We start from the raw sequence: 15,044 nt of genomic DNA on the forward strand, positions 1-15,044 counted from the left end.
CCCGCCCGTACACCGGGGAGAATGAACGCAGGTCAACCCAGGTCCACCGTTCGGTCAACACAGGTCGACGGAGGCCAATGAAGGAAACGGAGTCCGAAGTGAGCCTCGCGCACAGCCGAGCCAGGGACGAGGGCCCCGCCAGGGGGCGCCCCCGCAGCGAGGCTGTGGAGCGCGCCATCATCGAAGGCGTGATGAAGCTCCTGGAGGACGGCGTGACGCTCGGGGAGCTCTCCATCGAGCGCATCGCGCGCACGGCGGGCGTCGGCAAGGCGACCATCTACCGCCGTTGGAGCGGCAAGGAGGAGCTCTTCGTCGACGTGCTGCGCGCCGCCGAGCCCCCGGACCCGGAACTCCCCGGCGTCTCGATGCGCGGCGACCTGATCGTCCTCCTGGAGTCGCTGCGCCAACGCGGCCTGCTCAACCGCTCGTCGGCGATCCTGCACAACGTGTACGCCCAGATGAAGAGCAGCCCCAAGCTGTGGGCCGCGTACGACGCGACCGTCATAGCCCCGAGGCGTCTTCAGGGCTACGAAGTCCTGCGTCGCGGCCAGCAGAACGGCGAACTCCGGGACGACGTCGACATCGAGCTGCTCAACGACATGTTCGTCGGCCCCATACTCGTACGCTCCGTACTGCGCCCGGAGACCGAACTCCCCGAGGATCTCGCGGAACGGATCGTCGACACGCTGCTGGAGGGATTGCGCCCGTCCGGCCGGTGACGGACGGAACCGCGCACGGCCCAGCGGCAATGCGATGGACAGCACACGGCAAAGCCTTGGTTCGCCTTGTTCCTGACGGGTCGAATGTGCGCGTTTCGTCACAGAGGGCGCGCTCCAGCCCCGTATTCGGAACTCCGAACGCGAAGTTGGACGTCCCCTTGCCCGTACGGCCGTCATGGGACGGCGAGAACGACACCGATCATCCCCTAGGGTCGTAGCCGAGGGGCAGACGGTGCGCACGGCAGTTTGTGAGGCGACGGTATGGCGCAGGCGTATATGACGGAGACGGGCAGCGACGGCCAGGGGCCGGAACGCAGAGGTTCCCGGCTTCGGCGCCTGCTCGACGGCTGGCGCGGCGACCGCGGCATCTGGCGGCGCGGTCTGATCCTCGGCGCGCTCGCGGTGATCCTCGCCCTGGTGATGCTGCTGCACGCGCAGATCCCGAACACCATCGGCAACCTCGGCAGCCTGACCGAGACGTTCCTGCCGTGGCTGGGCCTCATCATCCCGGTCCTGCTGATCCTCGCCTTCGTGCGGAAGTCCGCCACCGCCCTGATCGCCGTGCTGCTGCCCGCGATCGTCTGGCTGAACCTCTTCGGCGGACTGCTCACCGACAAGACCGCCGGCGGCGGCGACCTCACCGTCGCCACGCACAACGTCAACGCCGACAACCCGGACCCGTCCGGCACCGCCCGCGACGTGGCCGCGTCCGGCGCCGACGTACTGGCCCTGGAGGAGCTGACGGCCACGGCGGTCCCGGTGTACGAGAAGGCGCTCGCGTCGACGTACAAGTACCACTCGGTGCAGGGCACCGTCGGGCTGTGGAGCAAGTACCCGATGACCGGTGCCCAGCCCGTGGACATCAAGCTGGGCTGGACGCGCGCGATGCGGGCGACGGTGACGACGCCGAACGGGCAGGTCGCCTTCTTCGTCGCCCACCTGCCCTCGGTGCGGGTGAAGCTGGAGGCCGGGTTCACCGCACGCCAGCGCGACAAGAGCGCCGACGCGCTGGGCGAGGCGATCGCCGACGAGTCGATCAAGCGGGTCGTCCTGCTCGGCGACCTCAACGGCACGATGAACGACCGCGCGCTGAACGCCGTCACCGCGCAGATGCGCTCCACGCAGGGCGCGGCGGGCAGCGGCTTCGGGTTCAGCTGGCCGGCGTCGTTCCCGATGGCCCGCATCGACCAGATCATGGTCAAGGGCATCGAGCCGGTGACCTCCTGGACCCTGCCCGAGACCGGCAGCGATCACCTCCCGATCGTCGCCCGCGTCAAGGTGGACGCAACCGCGTCTTAACCCCCTGGAATACTGGGCCTGAGAGAGTTTGTTCCACAGCTGAACTTACGCGGTCCGTGCACAGCGGTGTGCACGGACCGCGCTCCCGCGCGCGTACGTCCCCGTACACATAGCTCCGCGCGCCCCTCCGCTTCCCTGAAAGGCCCCTCATGCCCCTGGCCCTGCTCGCCCTCGCCGTGGGCGCCTTCGGCATCGGTACCACCGAGTTCGTGATGATGGGCCTGCTGCCCGACGTCGCGGACGACCTGCGCGTCTCGATCCCCACCGCCGGGCACCTGGTCTCGGCCTACGCCCTGGGCGTGGTGATCGGCGCCCCGCTGCTCGCCGCCGCCACGGCCCGGATGTCCCGCCGCAAGGTCCTGATCGCCCTGATGGGCCTCTTCGTGGCGGGCAACGCGCTCTCCGCCTTCGCCCCCGACTACCACTGGCTCCTGGCCGCACGCTTCCTCAGCGGCCTCCCGCACGGCGCCTTCTTCGGCGTGGGCGCCGTCGTCGCCACCAGCCTGGTCGCCCCCGAACGCAAGGCCCGCTCCGTCTCGCTGATGTTCCTCGGCCTGACCGTCGCGAACATCGCGGGTGTGCCGGTCGCCACGCTCATGGGCCAGCACCTGGGCTGGCGGGCGACCTTCCTCGGCGTGAGCGTGATCGGCGTGGCCGCGATAGCCTCGCTCGCGCTCCTGATCCCGCACGACCACACGCACGCCCCGGCCGGCGGTCTGCGCGGCGAACTGGCCGCCCTGCGCTCCCTCCCCGTCTGGCTGGCCCTGGGGACCACCGTCGCGGGCTTCGGCGCGCTCTTCTCCGCGTACAGCTACATCACGCCGATGCTCACGGACTCGGCCGGGTACGCCGAGGGCAGCGTGACCCTGCTGCTGGCCCTCTTCGGTGTCGGCGCGACCGCGGGCAACCTCGTGGGCGGCCGGCTCGCCGACCACTCCCTGCGCGGGACCCTCTTCGGCGGGCTGGTGTCCCTGGTCGCGGTCCTCGCCCTCTTCCCGGTCCTCATGACCGCCCAGTGGAGCGCGGCCGTCGCGGTCACCCTCCTCGGAGTGGCCGCCTTCATCACCGGCTCGCCCCTCCAGCTCATGGTCATGGAGAAGGCCTCCGCCGCACCGTCCCTCGCCTCCTCCGCCAACCAGGCCGCGTTCAACCTCGCGAACGCGGGTGGTGCCTGGATCGGGGGGCTTGCGCTGGCCGCGGGCTTCGGTGCCACGTCGCCGGCGGTGGCCGGAGCGGCCCTCGCCGTGCTCGGCCTCGCGGTGGCCGCACTCGCCCACACCGTCGACCGCCGCCGCGCGGTCGCTCCCGCGGGAACTCCGGGTCGCCTCGTCGCCACCCACGTTCCCCCACACGCGGAGCCCGCCCACCACTGAGCCTCCGGCACGGGTTTTCGCCCCCGCCGCCCCTACCCGTCCCATCCTTCTGGGGCTCCGCCCCAGACCCCGTGGGCCGGTTCTTTGGCTGCGGGTGGGTGGGGGCCGGCCCAAAAGATTGCGCAGTTCCCGCCCTCCCCTAAAAGACCCCGGGGCGGGCGGGGGATCGCGGGGCGAAGCCCCGCGCCTTCAGGGGCGCGGGGAACTGCGCGACCAGCCCCCACCAGCCCGCAGACGACATACAACCCAGGGGGGTCTGGGGGCGCAGCCCCCAGGAACGGGATGGGACGGGTAGGGGCGGCGGGGGCGAGACACCCCGCCAGATACCGGGTGGGGGTAAGGTGCGGAACATGACGACGAGGAGCCGGACGCCACAGCTGCTGCTGTTCGCCGCGCTGCTCCTCGGCATCGTGACCATGCACACACTGGGCCACCCGTCCGCCCACACCTCACTTCACGGCCCCGGACACCCCTCGTCCACCATGTCGCCCCATGAGCACGCCGCCGAGCCGCTCCTGACGACCGCCACAGCCACCGGCACCGGCACCGACATGGACATGGACCCACTCTCCGTCTGCCTCGCGGTACTCGGCGGCTTCACCCTCGCCCTGCTCCTCGCCCTGGCAGTGGGCCACCCCTGGACGAGCGGCACCGCACACCCCCCACTCGCGCGACTCCTGCGCGCCCTGTGGCCCAACCCACCCCCACCGAGAACCCTTCTCTCTCGTCTGTCGGTGCTGCGCATCTAGATCGGCGCACCGGCTGCTTCGTGCTGCCCGTTCGGGGGTGGGAACCTCCGGGCGTCGAGCGGTGTACCAGAAGCAGCGGACGCGCCCATCCGCACGCAACATCACCACGACGAGGTGTTACTCAGTCATGCGCACCACCACAGCCATGCGCACTCCCACGCGCCGCACCCTCCTGGCCGCCACGGCCGCCGTCGCCGGGACGGGGATGCTGTCCGCCTGCTCGGGCTCGGGCTCCGGCCACCCGGGCCACGGAGGAACCGCGAGCGGCTCCGGCACCGCTCCGAAGGGGTACGTCGACCCGGCGGGCCAGGAAGTCGCCGCCGCCGAGAAGAAGCGCGGCTCCGGCCCTGTACGCAAGGTGAAGCTCACCGCGGCCGCGACCTCCCTCGACCTCGGCGGTCGTACGGTCAAGTCCTGGACGTACGGCGGCGACCTGCCCGGCGAGGCGGTCCGCGTCACCGCCGGGGACACCCTCGCCCTGACGCTCGCCAACCATCTCCCGGAGGCCACGTCCCTGCACTGGCACGGGATCGCCCTGCGCAACGACATGGACGGCGTGCCCGGCCTCACCCAGCGGGCCGTCAAGCCGGGCGCGGACTTCACCTACCGCTTCACGGTGCCGCACGCGGGGACGTACTGGTTCCATCCGCACTCGGGTACGCAGCAGGACCGCGGTCTGTATGCGCCGCTCATCGTGGAGGACCCCAAGGAACCCCTGTCGTACGACAAGGAGTGGGTGGTCGTCCTCGACGACTGGGTCGACGGAGTGGACGGGTCCACGCCGGACGCCGTGCTCAAGGAACTGAGCGGCGGCATGGGCATGGACATGAGCATGGACATGGGCCACTCCGGGCACGACATGTCCAACATGTCGATGAGGGCGGGGGAGTCGCCTTCGTCCTCGCCCTCGTCCTCATCCCCGTCCTCATCCGGTCCGTCCCGCATGCTGATGGGCGCCGAGAGCGATCTGCTGGGCGGCGACGCGGGCGATGTCGCGTACCCGTACTACCTGGTCAACGGGCGTACGGCGAAGGCGCCTTCGGTCTTCCGGGCGCGCCCCGGTGACCGCGTCCGGATCCGGATCATCAACGCGGGGGGTGACACCGCCTTCCGCGTGGCCCTCGGCGGCCACGAGATGACGGTGACGCACACGGACGGCTTCCCGGTGCGGCACGCGACGACGGACGCGCTGCTGCTCGGCATGGGCGAGCGGTACGACGTCCTCGTCACCGTCAAGGACGGCGTCTTCCCGCTGACCGCGCTGGCCGAGGGCAAGAAGGCGTCGGCGCAGGCGTTGCTGAGGACGGGCGGCGGCTCGGCGCCCACCGCGTCCGTACGGCCGAAGGAGCTCGACGGGAGGCTGCTGACGGCGGACAAGCTGCGGGCCGACGCGTCCGTGGCGCTGCCGGAGAAGGAGCCGGACCGCACGGTGAAGCTCCAGCTCACGGGTGGGATGGAGAAGTACGACTGGGCCTTCGACAAGAAGCCGTACAGCGCGGACCAGCGGCATCCGGTCCGGGCCGGGGAGCGGGTGCGGCTCGTGTTCTCCAATTCCACGAGCATGTGGCATCCCGTCCACCTGCACGGGCACACCTTCGGCCTGGCGAGCGTGGCGGGCGGACCCCGCAAGGACACCGCGATCGTGCTGCCGAACGGGACGCTGACGGTGGACTTCGACGCCGACAATCCAGGGCTCTGGATGATCCACTGCCACAACGTCTACCACTCGGAGGCGGGGATGATGACCGTGCTCGGCTATCGCAGCTGAGTCGCCGAACCCGGGCCGCTGAGCCCTGAGGGCGGGGGCGTCTCCACGTGGGGCGCCCCACACCCCATTGTGTCGCTCTGACGATTACACTGGGCCCGTGCCTCAACTACGCCTCGCCCTGAATCAGATCGACTCGACCGTCGGCGATCTCGCCGGCAACGCCGAGGCGATCGTCCGTTGGACCCGGCACTCCGCCGAGCAGGGAGCGCATCTGGTGGCGTTCCCCGAGATGGTGCTGACCGGGTATCCCGTCGAGGACCTCGCCCTGCGGCCGTCCTTCGTCGAGGCCTCCCGCGCCGGGCTGCGCTCGCTGGCGGCCAGGCTCGCCGACGAGGGTTTCGGGGAGCTGCCGGTGATCGTCGGCTACCTCGACCGGTCCGAGACGGCGCAGCCGAAGTACGGGCAGCCGGCCGGCGCCCCGCAGAACGCCGCCGCCGTGCTGCACCGGGGCCAGGTGGTGCTGACGTTCGCCAAGCACCACCTCCCGAACTACGGCGTGTTCGACGAGTTCCGCTACTTCGTGCCCGGCGACACCATGCCGGTCCTGCGCGTGCACGGCATCGACGTGGCTCTCGCCATCTGCGAGGACCTCTGGCAGGACGGCGGGCGCGTACCGGCCGCCCGTTCCGCAGGGGCCGGCCTGCTGCTTTCCATCAACGCCTCCCCGTACGAGCGCGACAAGGACGACACGCGCCTGGAGCTGGTCCGCAAGCGGGCCCAGGAGGCGGGCTGCACCACCGCGTACCTCGCCATGATCGGCGGGCAGGACGAGCTCGTCTTCGACGGGGACTCGATCGTCGTCGACCGGGACGGTGAAGTCGTCGCGCGGGCGCCGCAGTTCGCGGAGGGATGCGTCGTACTGGACCTGGACCTTCCGGCGGCGGCCGCCGACCCGGTGACGGGTGTGGTGGACGACGGGCTGCGCATCGAGCGGCTCGTGCTGTCCGAGGAGCCGTTGCCCGCGTACGAGGCGGAGCTGGCCGGGGGGTACGCGGAGCGGCTCGACGACGATGAGGAGGTCTACTCCGCGTTGGTGGTCGGGCTGCGGGCGTACGCGGCGAAGAATGGTTTCCGTTCCGTGCTCATCGGGCTGTCGGGTGGTATCGACTCGGCGCTGGTGGCGGCCCTCGCGTGCGATGCGCTGGGCGCGCAGAACGTGTACGGCGTGTCGATGCCCTCGAAGTACTCCTCCGACCACTCGAAGGGTGACGCGGCGGAGCTGGCGCGGCGGACCGGGCTGAACTTCCGGACCGTGCCGATCGAGCCGATGTTCGATGCGTATATGTCGTCCCTGGGGCTGACGGGGCTGGCCGAGGAGAACCTCCAGTCCCGTCTGCGCGGCACGATGCTGATGGCGATCTCCAACCAGGAGGGCCATATCGTCCTCGCACCCGGCAACAAGTCGGAGCTGGCGGTGGGGTATTCGACGCTGTACGGCGACTCGGTGGGGGCGTACGGGCCCATCAAGGACGTGTACAAGACGTCGATCTTCCGGTTGGCGGAGTGGCGGAACCGGGCGGCGGCGGAACGTGGCCAGACCCCGCCGATTCCTGAGAACTCCATCGTCAAGCCGCCGAGTGCGGAGCTTCGTCCCGACCAGGTCGACACGGACTCGTTGCCGGACTATCCGGTGCTGGACGGGATTCTGGAGCTGTATGTCGACCGGGATCAGGGTGCCGACGCGATCGTCGCGGCCGGGTTCGACCGCGATCTGGTCGTGAAGACCCTCCGCATGGTCGACACGGCGGAGTACAAGCGGCGCCAGTACCCGCCGGGCACCAAGATCTCCGCCAAGGGCTTCGGCAAGGACCGCCGCCTCCCCATCACCAACCGCTGGCGCGAGCACGCGTAGCTGGACCTCGCCGTGGGGTTGTGTGTCGGCGGCGGGTGGGTGGGGGCGCGGCTAAAAGATTGCGCAGTTCCCCGCGCCCCTAAAAGGGGCGCGGGGAACTGCGCGAACGGCCCCCACCGGCCCGCAGTCGGCGAACCACCCTTTAAGGGGCGCGGGGAACTGCGCAATCTTTTAGGGGGGTCTGGGGGCGCAGCCCCCAGGAACGGGATGGGACGGGTAGGGGCGGCGGGGGCGAGAAACACCTACGCCCGCCCCCCCCAACCAGCAAAGGGGGAGCGGGCGTACCCATCGTGATGGGGCGTCAGCGGCGGCTGAATGATTCGACGTAGCCCGGGGCGGGGGAACCCACGCCGGTGACGTCGTCGTAGCCCTTCACGGCCTGCAGGGAGCTGTCCTTGCCGAGGCTGCGGACGGAAGTGAGCAGCCCGTCCGTGGCGTCGTAACCGTTCGCGAAGTCGACACGCGCCACGGCGAGCCCGGACCCCGTGGGGTTGTCCGTGACGTCGTGGTACGCCTTCGAGCCGTACTTGGCGTAGATGGCGGGGTTGGCGAAGCCGATCGCCTTACCGCCACGCGCCTCCTGGGCGAGCGCCTGAACGGCCGCGATCACCGGCGCGGCGAGCGAGGTGCCACCGATCCGGTACTCGCTGTACTGCTCCGACCCGTCCGGGAAGGTCTGCGTCTGGCCGACCTTGAAACCGGTGTTGGGGTCGGCGATGGCCGAGATGTCCGGGACGACCCGGTTACCGGTGGCGCTGTTCGCCGTGGCGAGCGCGTTCGGGACGACACCCTTCTGGTAGAAGGGCTCCGCCACGGTCTTGCTCGTGCCGCCACCCGCACCCGAGGTGTACGCGCCGGGGAAGTTGGTCCAGCTCTGGCCGTCGGCGGACAGCGAAGCCTTCTCGGTGCCCCAGCCCGTCTCGAACAGGTACTTGTCGCCCTTGCCGACCGCCAGCGAGGTACCGCCGACCGCCGTCACCCACGCCGAGTTGGCCGGGGTGTCGACCTGCTTCGTACCGGTGTTGGCGACCTCGTCGCCGTTGTCACCGGAGGAGAAGTAGAAGCCGATGCCCTCGACCGCGCCGAACTGGAAGACCTGGTCGTAGGCGGCCGCGAGGTCCGGGGTCTGGTTGGCCTCGATGTCGCCCCACGAGTTGGAGACGATGTCGGCCAGGTGCCCGTCGACGATCTTGTTGAGCGAGTCGAGCAGATCGTCGTCGTAGCAGGAGGCGGCACCCACGTACGTGATGCTCGCGCCCGGCGCGACCGCGTGCACGGCCTCGACGTCGAGGGTCTCCTCGCCGTACCAGCCGGCCGCTCCGCACTCCTCGGTCTTCGTGTACTTCTTCGGCAGCACCTGGCTCAGCTGGCTGCTGCTGTAGGCCGCGTCACCGTGCTTGCCCGCGTAGGTCTGCGCGTCGAAGGCGATGGTCGGCGAGGCGTACGCGTCGGTGATGGCGACGCGGACGTTCTTGCCGGTACGCGTGCCCGCACCGTACGCGGCGCGCAGCTGCTTGCCCGTGTAACCCTTGACGGCGTACGGGATCTTCGAGCCGTACGCGTCCGGCAGGGTGCTCGCGGTGTTCGAGCCGTAGTACGACGAGAACGGCCCGGAGTTCTTGAACACCGTGTCCGGACCCGGCAGGGTGTCGCTGTGCGTCGCCTTGTGCGGGGCGCTGTCCAGGCCGGTGACGGTCAGGACGGCGCCGTTCAGGGCGGCCGGCGCGGAGGCCGTCTTCGACGGCGCCCGGTAGGTCTTGTTGCCCTTGGCGTAGTTGTGCAGCTGGGTGCCGAACGCCTTCTCGGCGGCGGCGACGTCACCGGTGACGGAGACGTAGTGCTGCGTGGTGCCGGTGACCTTCAGGCCCGCCGACTTCAGCCACGAGGTCACCGCGGCGACCTGGGCCTTCGTGGCGCCGAAGCGCTGCTGCGTCTTCTTGGCGCTCAAGTACTTCCCGTACGACGCCGAGTTCGGGTCGGACACGGCCTTGGCGTACGCGGCCAGACCGGAGGCGTTCCGGCCGGCGAGGTAGACCCGGGCGGAGACCTGGGAGCTGTCGGACGTGGCTCCCTTGTCAGCCTTGGCCGTCGCCCACGCGGGCTTGGTTCCCGCGAGGGTGTCCCGGCTCGGGCCGTCCGCGGCATGGGCCGCGGGTATGCCGAGCGCCAGCGCGCCGGCAAGCAGCGGCAGTGTCGCTGCCATGCTCACCCCGGCGCGCGCAGTGGCGCGATTGGATCTCATAAAACCCCCTGCGATGTGGTTCGTCGCATATGTGGTCGACCGTGATCTGCGGGTCCGTGTGCCGGATGAGGACACAGGGGATCGATCACGCTGGGGGTCACTCTGGCGATGAACCGTTCATGCCAGGGGATGGAAAAGGTCAAGGAAACCTCAAGTGCCGGTGTTTGACGGTCATTTGGGGTGGTATGGAAGGGATCCCGGGACCGGGTCGAGGGTTATCCCTATCCACCTGTCAAGGGACGCCTCTGGTCTGTAAGCGCATCGCGACCCCACGGCGTATAGGGGGTGTGAAGCAGCTGGAGTTCGAAGAGTTCTACCGGTGCGGCCGGGACGTCTGCCTGCGGGCGGTCCTCGCCGCGGTGGGCGACCGGCAGCTGGCGGAGGATCTCGTGGCCGAGGCGTTCGCCCGGGCCTGGGCGACCTGGCCCAGGGTGCGACGCCATCCCGCCCCGCGCGCCTGGATCGTACGGACGGCGCTCAACACCCGTATCTCGTGGTGGCGTCGGCGTCGGTACGAGGTCGCGCTCGGCGACCACGACGGCCGGGACGCCGGGTCCGCGGACCCCGCGGAGTGCGCGGAGTCCGGAGGGTCCGGACTCGACCCCGCGCTGCTGGCCGTACTGCGCCGACTGCCGCGTCGGCAGCGGGAGGTGATCGCCCTGCGGGTCTTCCTCGACCTCGACACCGCGACCACGGCGAAGACGCTCGGGATCGCCCCGGGAACCGTCACCGCCCACCTCGCGCGGGCCGTCGCGACACTGCGCGGCCACCTCGTCACCCTCAACATCCCGGAGGCAGGATCGTGAACGGAATCGACGACGACATGGACGTACTGGACGCACTGAAGGGATCGCTCGACGACGTCACCATGGCGGTGCCGGTCGAGCGGATCGTGGCCGGGGGGCGCGCGGTCCGGCGGCGGCGCAGGCGCGTGGCCGTGGCGGCCGTGGGTGTCACCGCGATCGCGGGGCTCGCGCTCGGCGTACCGGGCATCGGCCACCCCTCGACCGCGCCGCCGGCCGGGGGCGCGGAGCCCGCCGCGTTCACCGTCGCCAAGCGGACGGACGGCACGGTCGCGGTGACCTGGACCAAGGAGCAGTACTTCAAGGACCCGGCGGGGCTGCAGAAGGCGCTGCGCGACGCGGGGTTCCCCGTCCTGGTGAAGACCGGGGTGTTCTGCAAGGGGCCGGACGACCACACCCAGGTCGACGAACACGGCTCGGGAGCCGGCGTCGACGACGTCGTGAAGCGGGAGCGGCGGGACGACGACACCGTCGTCTTCATCTACGACCCCGCGGCCATGCCCGCCCACACCCAGCTCTTCATCGGCTACCTGGACAAGGCCCAGCTCGCCGTCACCCACGGCCGCCCGGGTTCGGTGGAGCGCCTGGTGCCGACGGATGTCGCGCTGAAGTGCGGTACCGACTGGCGTAGTTGACGTTCAGGCGGCCGGATCGCGCCGGATCACGGTTGACCATCGGGCGGCTGGATCGCCATTGACCATCAGGCGGCGGAGGGGGCGGACGGGTCCGGGGCACCGCCCCGGACCCGTCCCACTCACTGCCTCGCCTCGCTCCACCGTCTCGCTGCGGCAGGCCCTAGTCGCGCGCCTTCGCGCCCCGCTCCTTGAGCATGTCGGCCATCAGCTTGATCTCCGACTGCTGCGCGTCGACCATGCCCTGCGCGAGCTTCTTCTCGACGCCGACCTCGCACTTCTCGACGCAGCCCTCGGCCATGTGGATGCCGCCCTTGTGATGGTCGGTCATCAGCTGGAGGTAGAAGATCTCGGCCTGCTTGCCGCTCAGCGTGTTGAGCTTCTTCATCTCGGTGTTCGTCGCCATACCCGGCATCAGCGCGCCGTCCTTGCCGGAGGCCATGTCGCCCATGCCCATCCAGGTCATCGGCGCGTCCGAGGACACCTTCGGCAGATCCCACAGGTCGAGCCAGCCGAGCAGCATGCCGCGCTGGTTGGCCTGCGTCTGCGCGATGTCGTACGCGAGACGCCGTACCTCCACGTCCTTGGTGCGGTCGCGCACGAGGTACGACATCTCCACGGCCTGCTGGTGGTGGACCGCCATGTCCCGTGCGAAGCCCGCGTCGGCGGAGTCGGCGGACGGTGTCGTGGTGTCCGAACCGCCGCCGTCCTCGGCGACCGCGTAGGTGATCGCCCCGGCCGCGACGAGCACGGCCGCCGAGGCCCCCGCGATCCACCCGACATGCCTCACTGGGACAGACCGTTGGTGCAGGCGGCGCCCGGCTCGGGCGTCTGCTTGCCCTGGACGTACGACGCGAAGAACTTGTCCACGTTCGGGTCGGTCGCGCTCGTCACCGTGCGCTGCTTGCCCCAGGCGCTGAGCATGATCGGGTCCTTCTGGTCCTCGACGGGGCTCATCAGCGTGTACGGGGTCTTCTTGACCTTCGCCGCGAGCGCCTTCACGTCGGCGTCCGAGGCCTTGCTGTTGTACGTCACCCAGACCGCGCCGTGCTCCAGCGAGTGCACGGCGTTCATGTTGTTGACCGCCTTGGCGTAGACGTCGCCGTTGCAGTTCATCCACACCTGGTTGTGGTCACCGCCGACCGGGGGCTCCATCGGGTACTTCACCGTCTTGGTGACGTGGTTGCGCGACAGCGTGCCCTTCCAGGTCTTCACGCCGTCCGAGCCCGTGACGAAGTGCCCCGACGCCTTCGAGTCGCTCGCCGTGTCGTTCTTGTCGGACTGCGACTTGACGAGGACGACGCCGCCGGCGACGAGACCGGCGACGACGACCACACTGGCGGTGATCGCGAGAATCCGGTTACGGCGCTCACGGGCCTGCTCGGCGCGGCGCAGCTCTTCTATGCGCGCCTTGCGTGAGGCGTTGCTGGTCTTGTTCTTCGCGGAACCCATGGCGAGTCCTTTATGGGGGTGGGGCGGACGGGACGGACGGGTGAACTGATCGTAGTGTGAACGGGGGCGGGGTATGCAGGGTGGGCGCCGGAATGTCCGAGGCGCGTGGTGCGGCGCGGGGGAGCCTGCGGTTCAGGGGCAGCCCCTGGGCTGCCGCTGGGAAGCGCGCGACAATCCTGTGCAGGTAATTTGAATCACAGATGCGCATTATTTACGCTGCTGGTATGAGGTTGCTGCGCTCCACCGACCTGGCCCTGCGTGTCCTGATGCGGCTCTCCGTCGCGGGTGAGTCGTCCCCCACGACCCGCGAAGTCGCGGCGGACATGGAGGTCCCCTACACGCATGCCGCGAAGGTGGTCGCCGAGCTCCAGCATCTCGGACTGCTCGTCGCCCGCCGTGGCAGGGGCGGCGGCCTCGCGCTCACCGACGCGGGGCGTATGGCCTCGGTCGGCGGGATCGTGCGGACCTTCGAGGGGGACGGCGACGTCGTCGAGTGCGAGGGGGCCACGCCGTGTCCGCTCAGCTCCGGGTGCCGTCTCCGGGGCGCACTCCGGCGGGCCCAGGAGGCCTTCTACGCCTCGCTGGACCCGCTGACCGTGGCGGACGTCGTCGCCGCGCCGACGGGTCCGCTGCTCCTCGGCATCTCCCGGACGCCGTAACGCCGCGGGACGCCTCGCCGCCGTTCAGTCCTGCGCGAGCCAGAGGTCGGGCCCGAACACCTCGTAGTGGATGTCGGCGGCGGCCACGCCCTTGCCGATGAGCTGAGCCCGTACCCCGCGCATGAAGGGCAGCGGACCGCACAGGTACGCGTGCGTGCCCGACGCGATCGCCACTCCGGAGAGGTCGACCAGGCCGGTGCGGTCGGCCGGGTGGCCGGGCTCCGGGTGCTCGTACCAGAAGTGGACGTCCGCGTCCGCGAGCTTGGCGGCGTACGCCTCGTGGTCGGCGCGCAGCGCGTGCTCGGCGGGGGAGCGGTCGGCGTGCACGACCGTGACCGGGGCGGGGTGTCCGGTGACCGCGAGCTGCTCCAGCACGGCGACCATGGGCGTCACGCCGATGCCGGCCGAGGCGAGGAGTACGGGGGTCCCCGCCTCGCGCAGCTCCGGCAGGTCCTCCAGGACGAGATCGCCGTACGGGGCGGAGATCTCCAGGGTGCTGCCCTCGTGCACGCGCGCGTGGAGGTGGTTCGAGACCTCTCCGTCGGGGCCCGTGTCGCCGTGCACCCGCTTGACGGCGATCCGGTGCAGGGCCGAGCCGGGGGCGCCGGCGAGGCTGTACTGGCGTATCTGGCGGGCGCCGTCCGGCAGCTCGACGCGGACCGACACGTACTGGCCCGCCCGGAAGTCCGGCAGCGGTCCGCCGTCGGCCGGGCGCAGCCGGAGGGCGGCGACGTCGGCGGTCTCCTCGACGCGCTCCACGACCTCCCAGGTCCGCCAGCCGCTGCCCCCGCTCTGCGCGTACAGCCTGCGCTCCATGGCGATGAGCGCGTTCGCCATCAGCCAGTAGACCTCGTCCCAGGCGGCCGCGACCTCGGGCGTGACCGCGTCGCCGAGGACCTCGACGATGGCGGCGAACAGGTGCTCGTGCACGGTCTTGTACTGCTCGGGCGCGATGCCCAGGGAGGCGTGCTTGTGCGCGATGCGGCTCAGCATCACGTCGGGACGCTCGTCCGGCCGCTCGACGAGATGGGTGGCGAAGGCGGCGATGGATCCGGCCAGAGCCTGGCGCTGGGTGCCGGACGCCTGGTTCCCGCGGTTGAAGAGGTCGCGCAGCAGCTCGGGGTGGGCGGCGAACAGCCCTTCGTAGAAGAGGTCGGCGATATCGCCGATGGCGGCTCCGACGGCGGGGAGGGTGGCGCGCACGGTGGCGGCGGACTGCTCGGACAGCATCAGGACTCCTCAAGACCAAGGCGGGAGCGGTGGGTTGCGGCTCTCGTGTCTGCCCAGCACGGTAATAAAACTTGCATCTAAGATGCAAATTAAGAATCTCGTGGAGAAGAGAGTGGGGGTCGGCCATTACAGGGACGCGGGTGAGCAGGCAGTATGGGCAACAGAGCAGGACACCTGCCGTACGCGAGGCGTTCAGGCCGCGGTCGCCCGGGCGATCATGGTCCGCAACGCGCATGAAATGGTGTTGTGGTGGGATGCTCAGGTGC

At 70.3% G+C, this 15,044-nt stretch carries 13 protein-coding genes; 9 read left to right on the forward strand and 4 right to left on the reverse strand.

The window, feature by feature from the left end; all coding sequences use genetic code 11:
- The first annotated feature begins 77 nt into the window (after positions 1–77).
- From OIC96_RS34495 to OIC96_RS34520, 6 genes are all read left to right on the forward strand, one after another.
- A complete protein-coding gene (locus tag OIC96_RS34495; protein WP_330304095.1) occupies positions 78–719 on the forward strand; it encodes a TetR/AcrR family transcriptional regulator in 642 nt (213 codons plus the stop codon).
- 261 nt (positions 720–980) lie between these two features.
- Positions 981–2,018, forward strand: coding sequence for an endonuclease/exonuclease/phosphatase family protein (locus tag OIC96_RS34500; protein ID WP_330304094.1), 1,038 nt, complete (start codon positions 981–983; stop codon positions 2,016–2,018).
- A 149-nt stretch (positions 2,019–2,167) separates the two neighbouring features.
- The gene (locus tag OIC96_RS34505; protein ID WP_330304093.1) at positions 2,168–3,391 is read left to right on the forward strand and encodes an MFS transporter; all 1,224 of its coding nucleotides are present in this window, start codon (positions 2,168–2,170) and stop codon (positions 3,389–3,391) included.
- Positions 3,392–3,741: 350 nt separating this feature from the next.
- Positions 3,742–4,140 (forward strand): DUF6153 family protein, encoded by a 399-nt coding sequence (locus tag OIC96_RS34510; protein WP_330304092.1) that lies wholly within the window; start codon positions 3,742–3,744, stop codon positions 4,138–4,140.
- A 145-nt stretch (positions 4,141–4,285) separates the two neighbouring features.
- The gene (locus OIC96_RS34515; RefSeq protein ID WP_330310066.1) at positions 4,286–5,908 is read left to right on the forward strand and encodes a multicopper oxidase family protein; all 1,623 of its coding nucleotides are present in this window, start codon (positions 4,286–4,288) and stop codon (positions 5,906–5,908) included.
- Between the two features lie 97 nt (positions 5,909–6,005).
- Positions 6,006–7,760 (forward strand): NAD+ synthase, encoded by a 1,755-nt coding sequence (locus tag OIC96_RS34520; protein WP_330304091.1) that lies wholly within the window; start codon positions 6,006–6,008, stop codon positions 7,758–7,760.
- 301 nt (positions 7,761–8,061) lie between these two features.
- On the opposite strand, the gene OIC96_RS34525 is transcribed toward OIC96_RS34520, so the two are convergent.
- The gene (locus OIC96_RS34525) at positions 8,062–9,963 is read right to left on the reverse strand and encodes a S53 family peptidase (protein WP_330304090.1); all 1,902 of its coding nucleotides are present in this window, start codon (positions 9,961–9,963) and stop codon (positions 8,062–8,064) included.
- Positions 9,964–10,289: 326 nt separating this feature from the next.
- Between OIC96_RS34525 and OIC96_RS34530 the strand changes: the two genes are divergently transcribed.
- Both OIC96_RS34530 and OIC96_RS34535 read left to right on the forward strand, forming a co-directional pair.
- On the forward strand, positions 10,290–10,808 hold the full coding sequence (locus OIC96_RS34530) for a SigE family RNA polymerase sigma factor (RefSeq protein ID WP_330304089.1): 519 nt from the start codon (positions 10,290–10,292) through the stop codon (positions 10,806–10,808).
- Positions 10,805–11,440 (forward strand): hypothetical protein, encoded by a 636-nt coding sequence (locus OIC96_RS34535; protein ID WP_330304088.1) that lies wholly within the window; start codon positions 10,805–10,807, stop codon positions 11,438–11,440. The genes OIC96_RS34530 and OIC96_RS34535 overlap by 4 nt, the downstream gene beginning before the upstream one ends.
- Before the next feature lie 160 nt (positions 11,441–11,600).
- Here the strand turns inward: OIC96_RS34535 and OIC96_RS34540 are convergent, their stop codons facing one another.
- Together OIC96_RS34540 and OIC96_RS34545 are read right to left on the reverse strand one after the other, a co-directional pair.
- Positions 11,601–12,227, reverse strand: coding sequence for a DUF305 domain-containing protein (locus tag OIC96_RS34540; protein ID WP_330304087.1), 627 nt, complete (start codon positions 12,225–12,227; stop codon positions 11,601–11,603).
- Positions 12,224–12,889 (reverse strand): DUF3105 domain-containing protein, encoded by a 666-nt coding sequence (locus tag OIC96_RS34545; protein WP_330304086.1) that lies wholly within the window; start codon positions 12,887–12,889, stop codon positions 12,224–12,226. Before OIC96_RS34545 ends, OIC96_RS34540 begins: the two co-directional genes overlap by 4 nt.
- Before the next feature lie 224 nt (positions 12,890–13,113).
- Here OIC96_RS34545 and OIC96_RS34550 point away from each other — a divergent pair, with 224 nt between their 5' ends.
- On the forward strand, positions 13,114–13,548 hold the full coding sequence (locus OIC96_RS34550; RefSeq protein WP_330304085.1) for an RrF2 family transcriptional regulator: 435 nt from the start codon (positions 13,114–13,116) through the stop codon (positions 13,546–13,548).
- A 24-nt stretch (positions 13,549–13,572) separates the two neighbouring features.
- Here OIC96_RS34550 and OIC96_RS34555 read toward each other — a convergent pair whose 3' ends face one another.
- The gene (locus OIC96_RS34555) at positions 13,573–14,778 is read right to left on the reverse strand and encodes a globin domain-containing protein (RefSeq protein WP_330304084.1); all 1,206 of its coding nucleotides are present in this window, start codon (positions 14,776–14,778) and stop codon (positions 13,573–13,575) included.
- Between the last annotated feature and the right edge of the window lie 266 nt (positions 14,779–15,044).

Origin of the sequence: Streptomyces sp. NBC_00775 (genome assembly GCF_036347135.1) — a bacterium.
Taxonomy (GTDB): domain Bacteria; phylum Actinomycetota; class Actinomycetes; order Streptomycetales; family Streptomycetaceae; genus Streptomyces; species Streptomyces lutosisoli.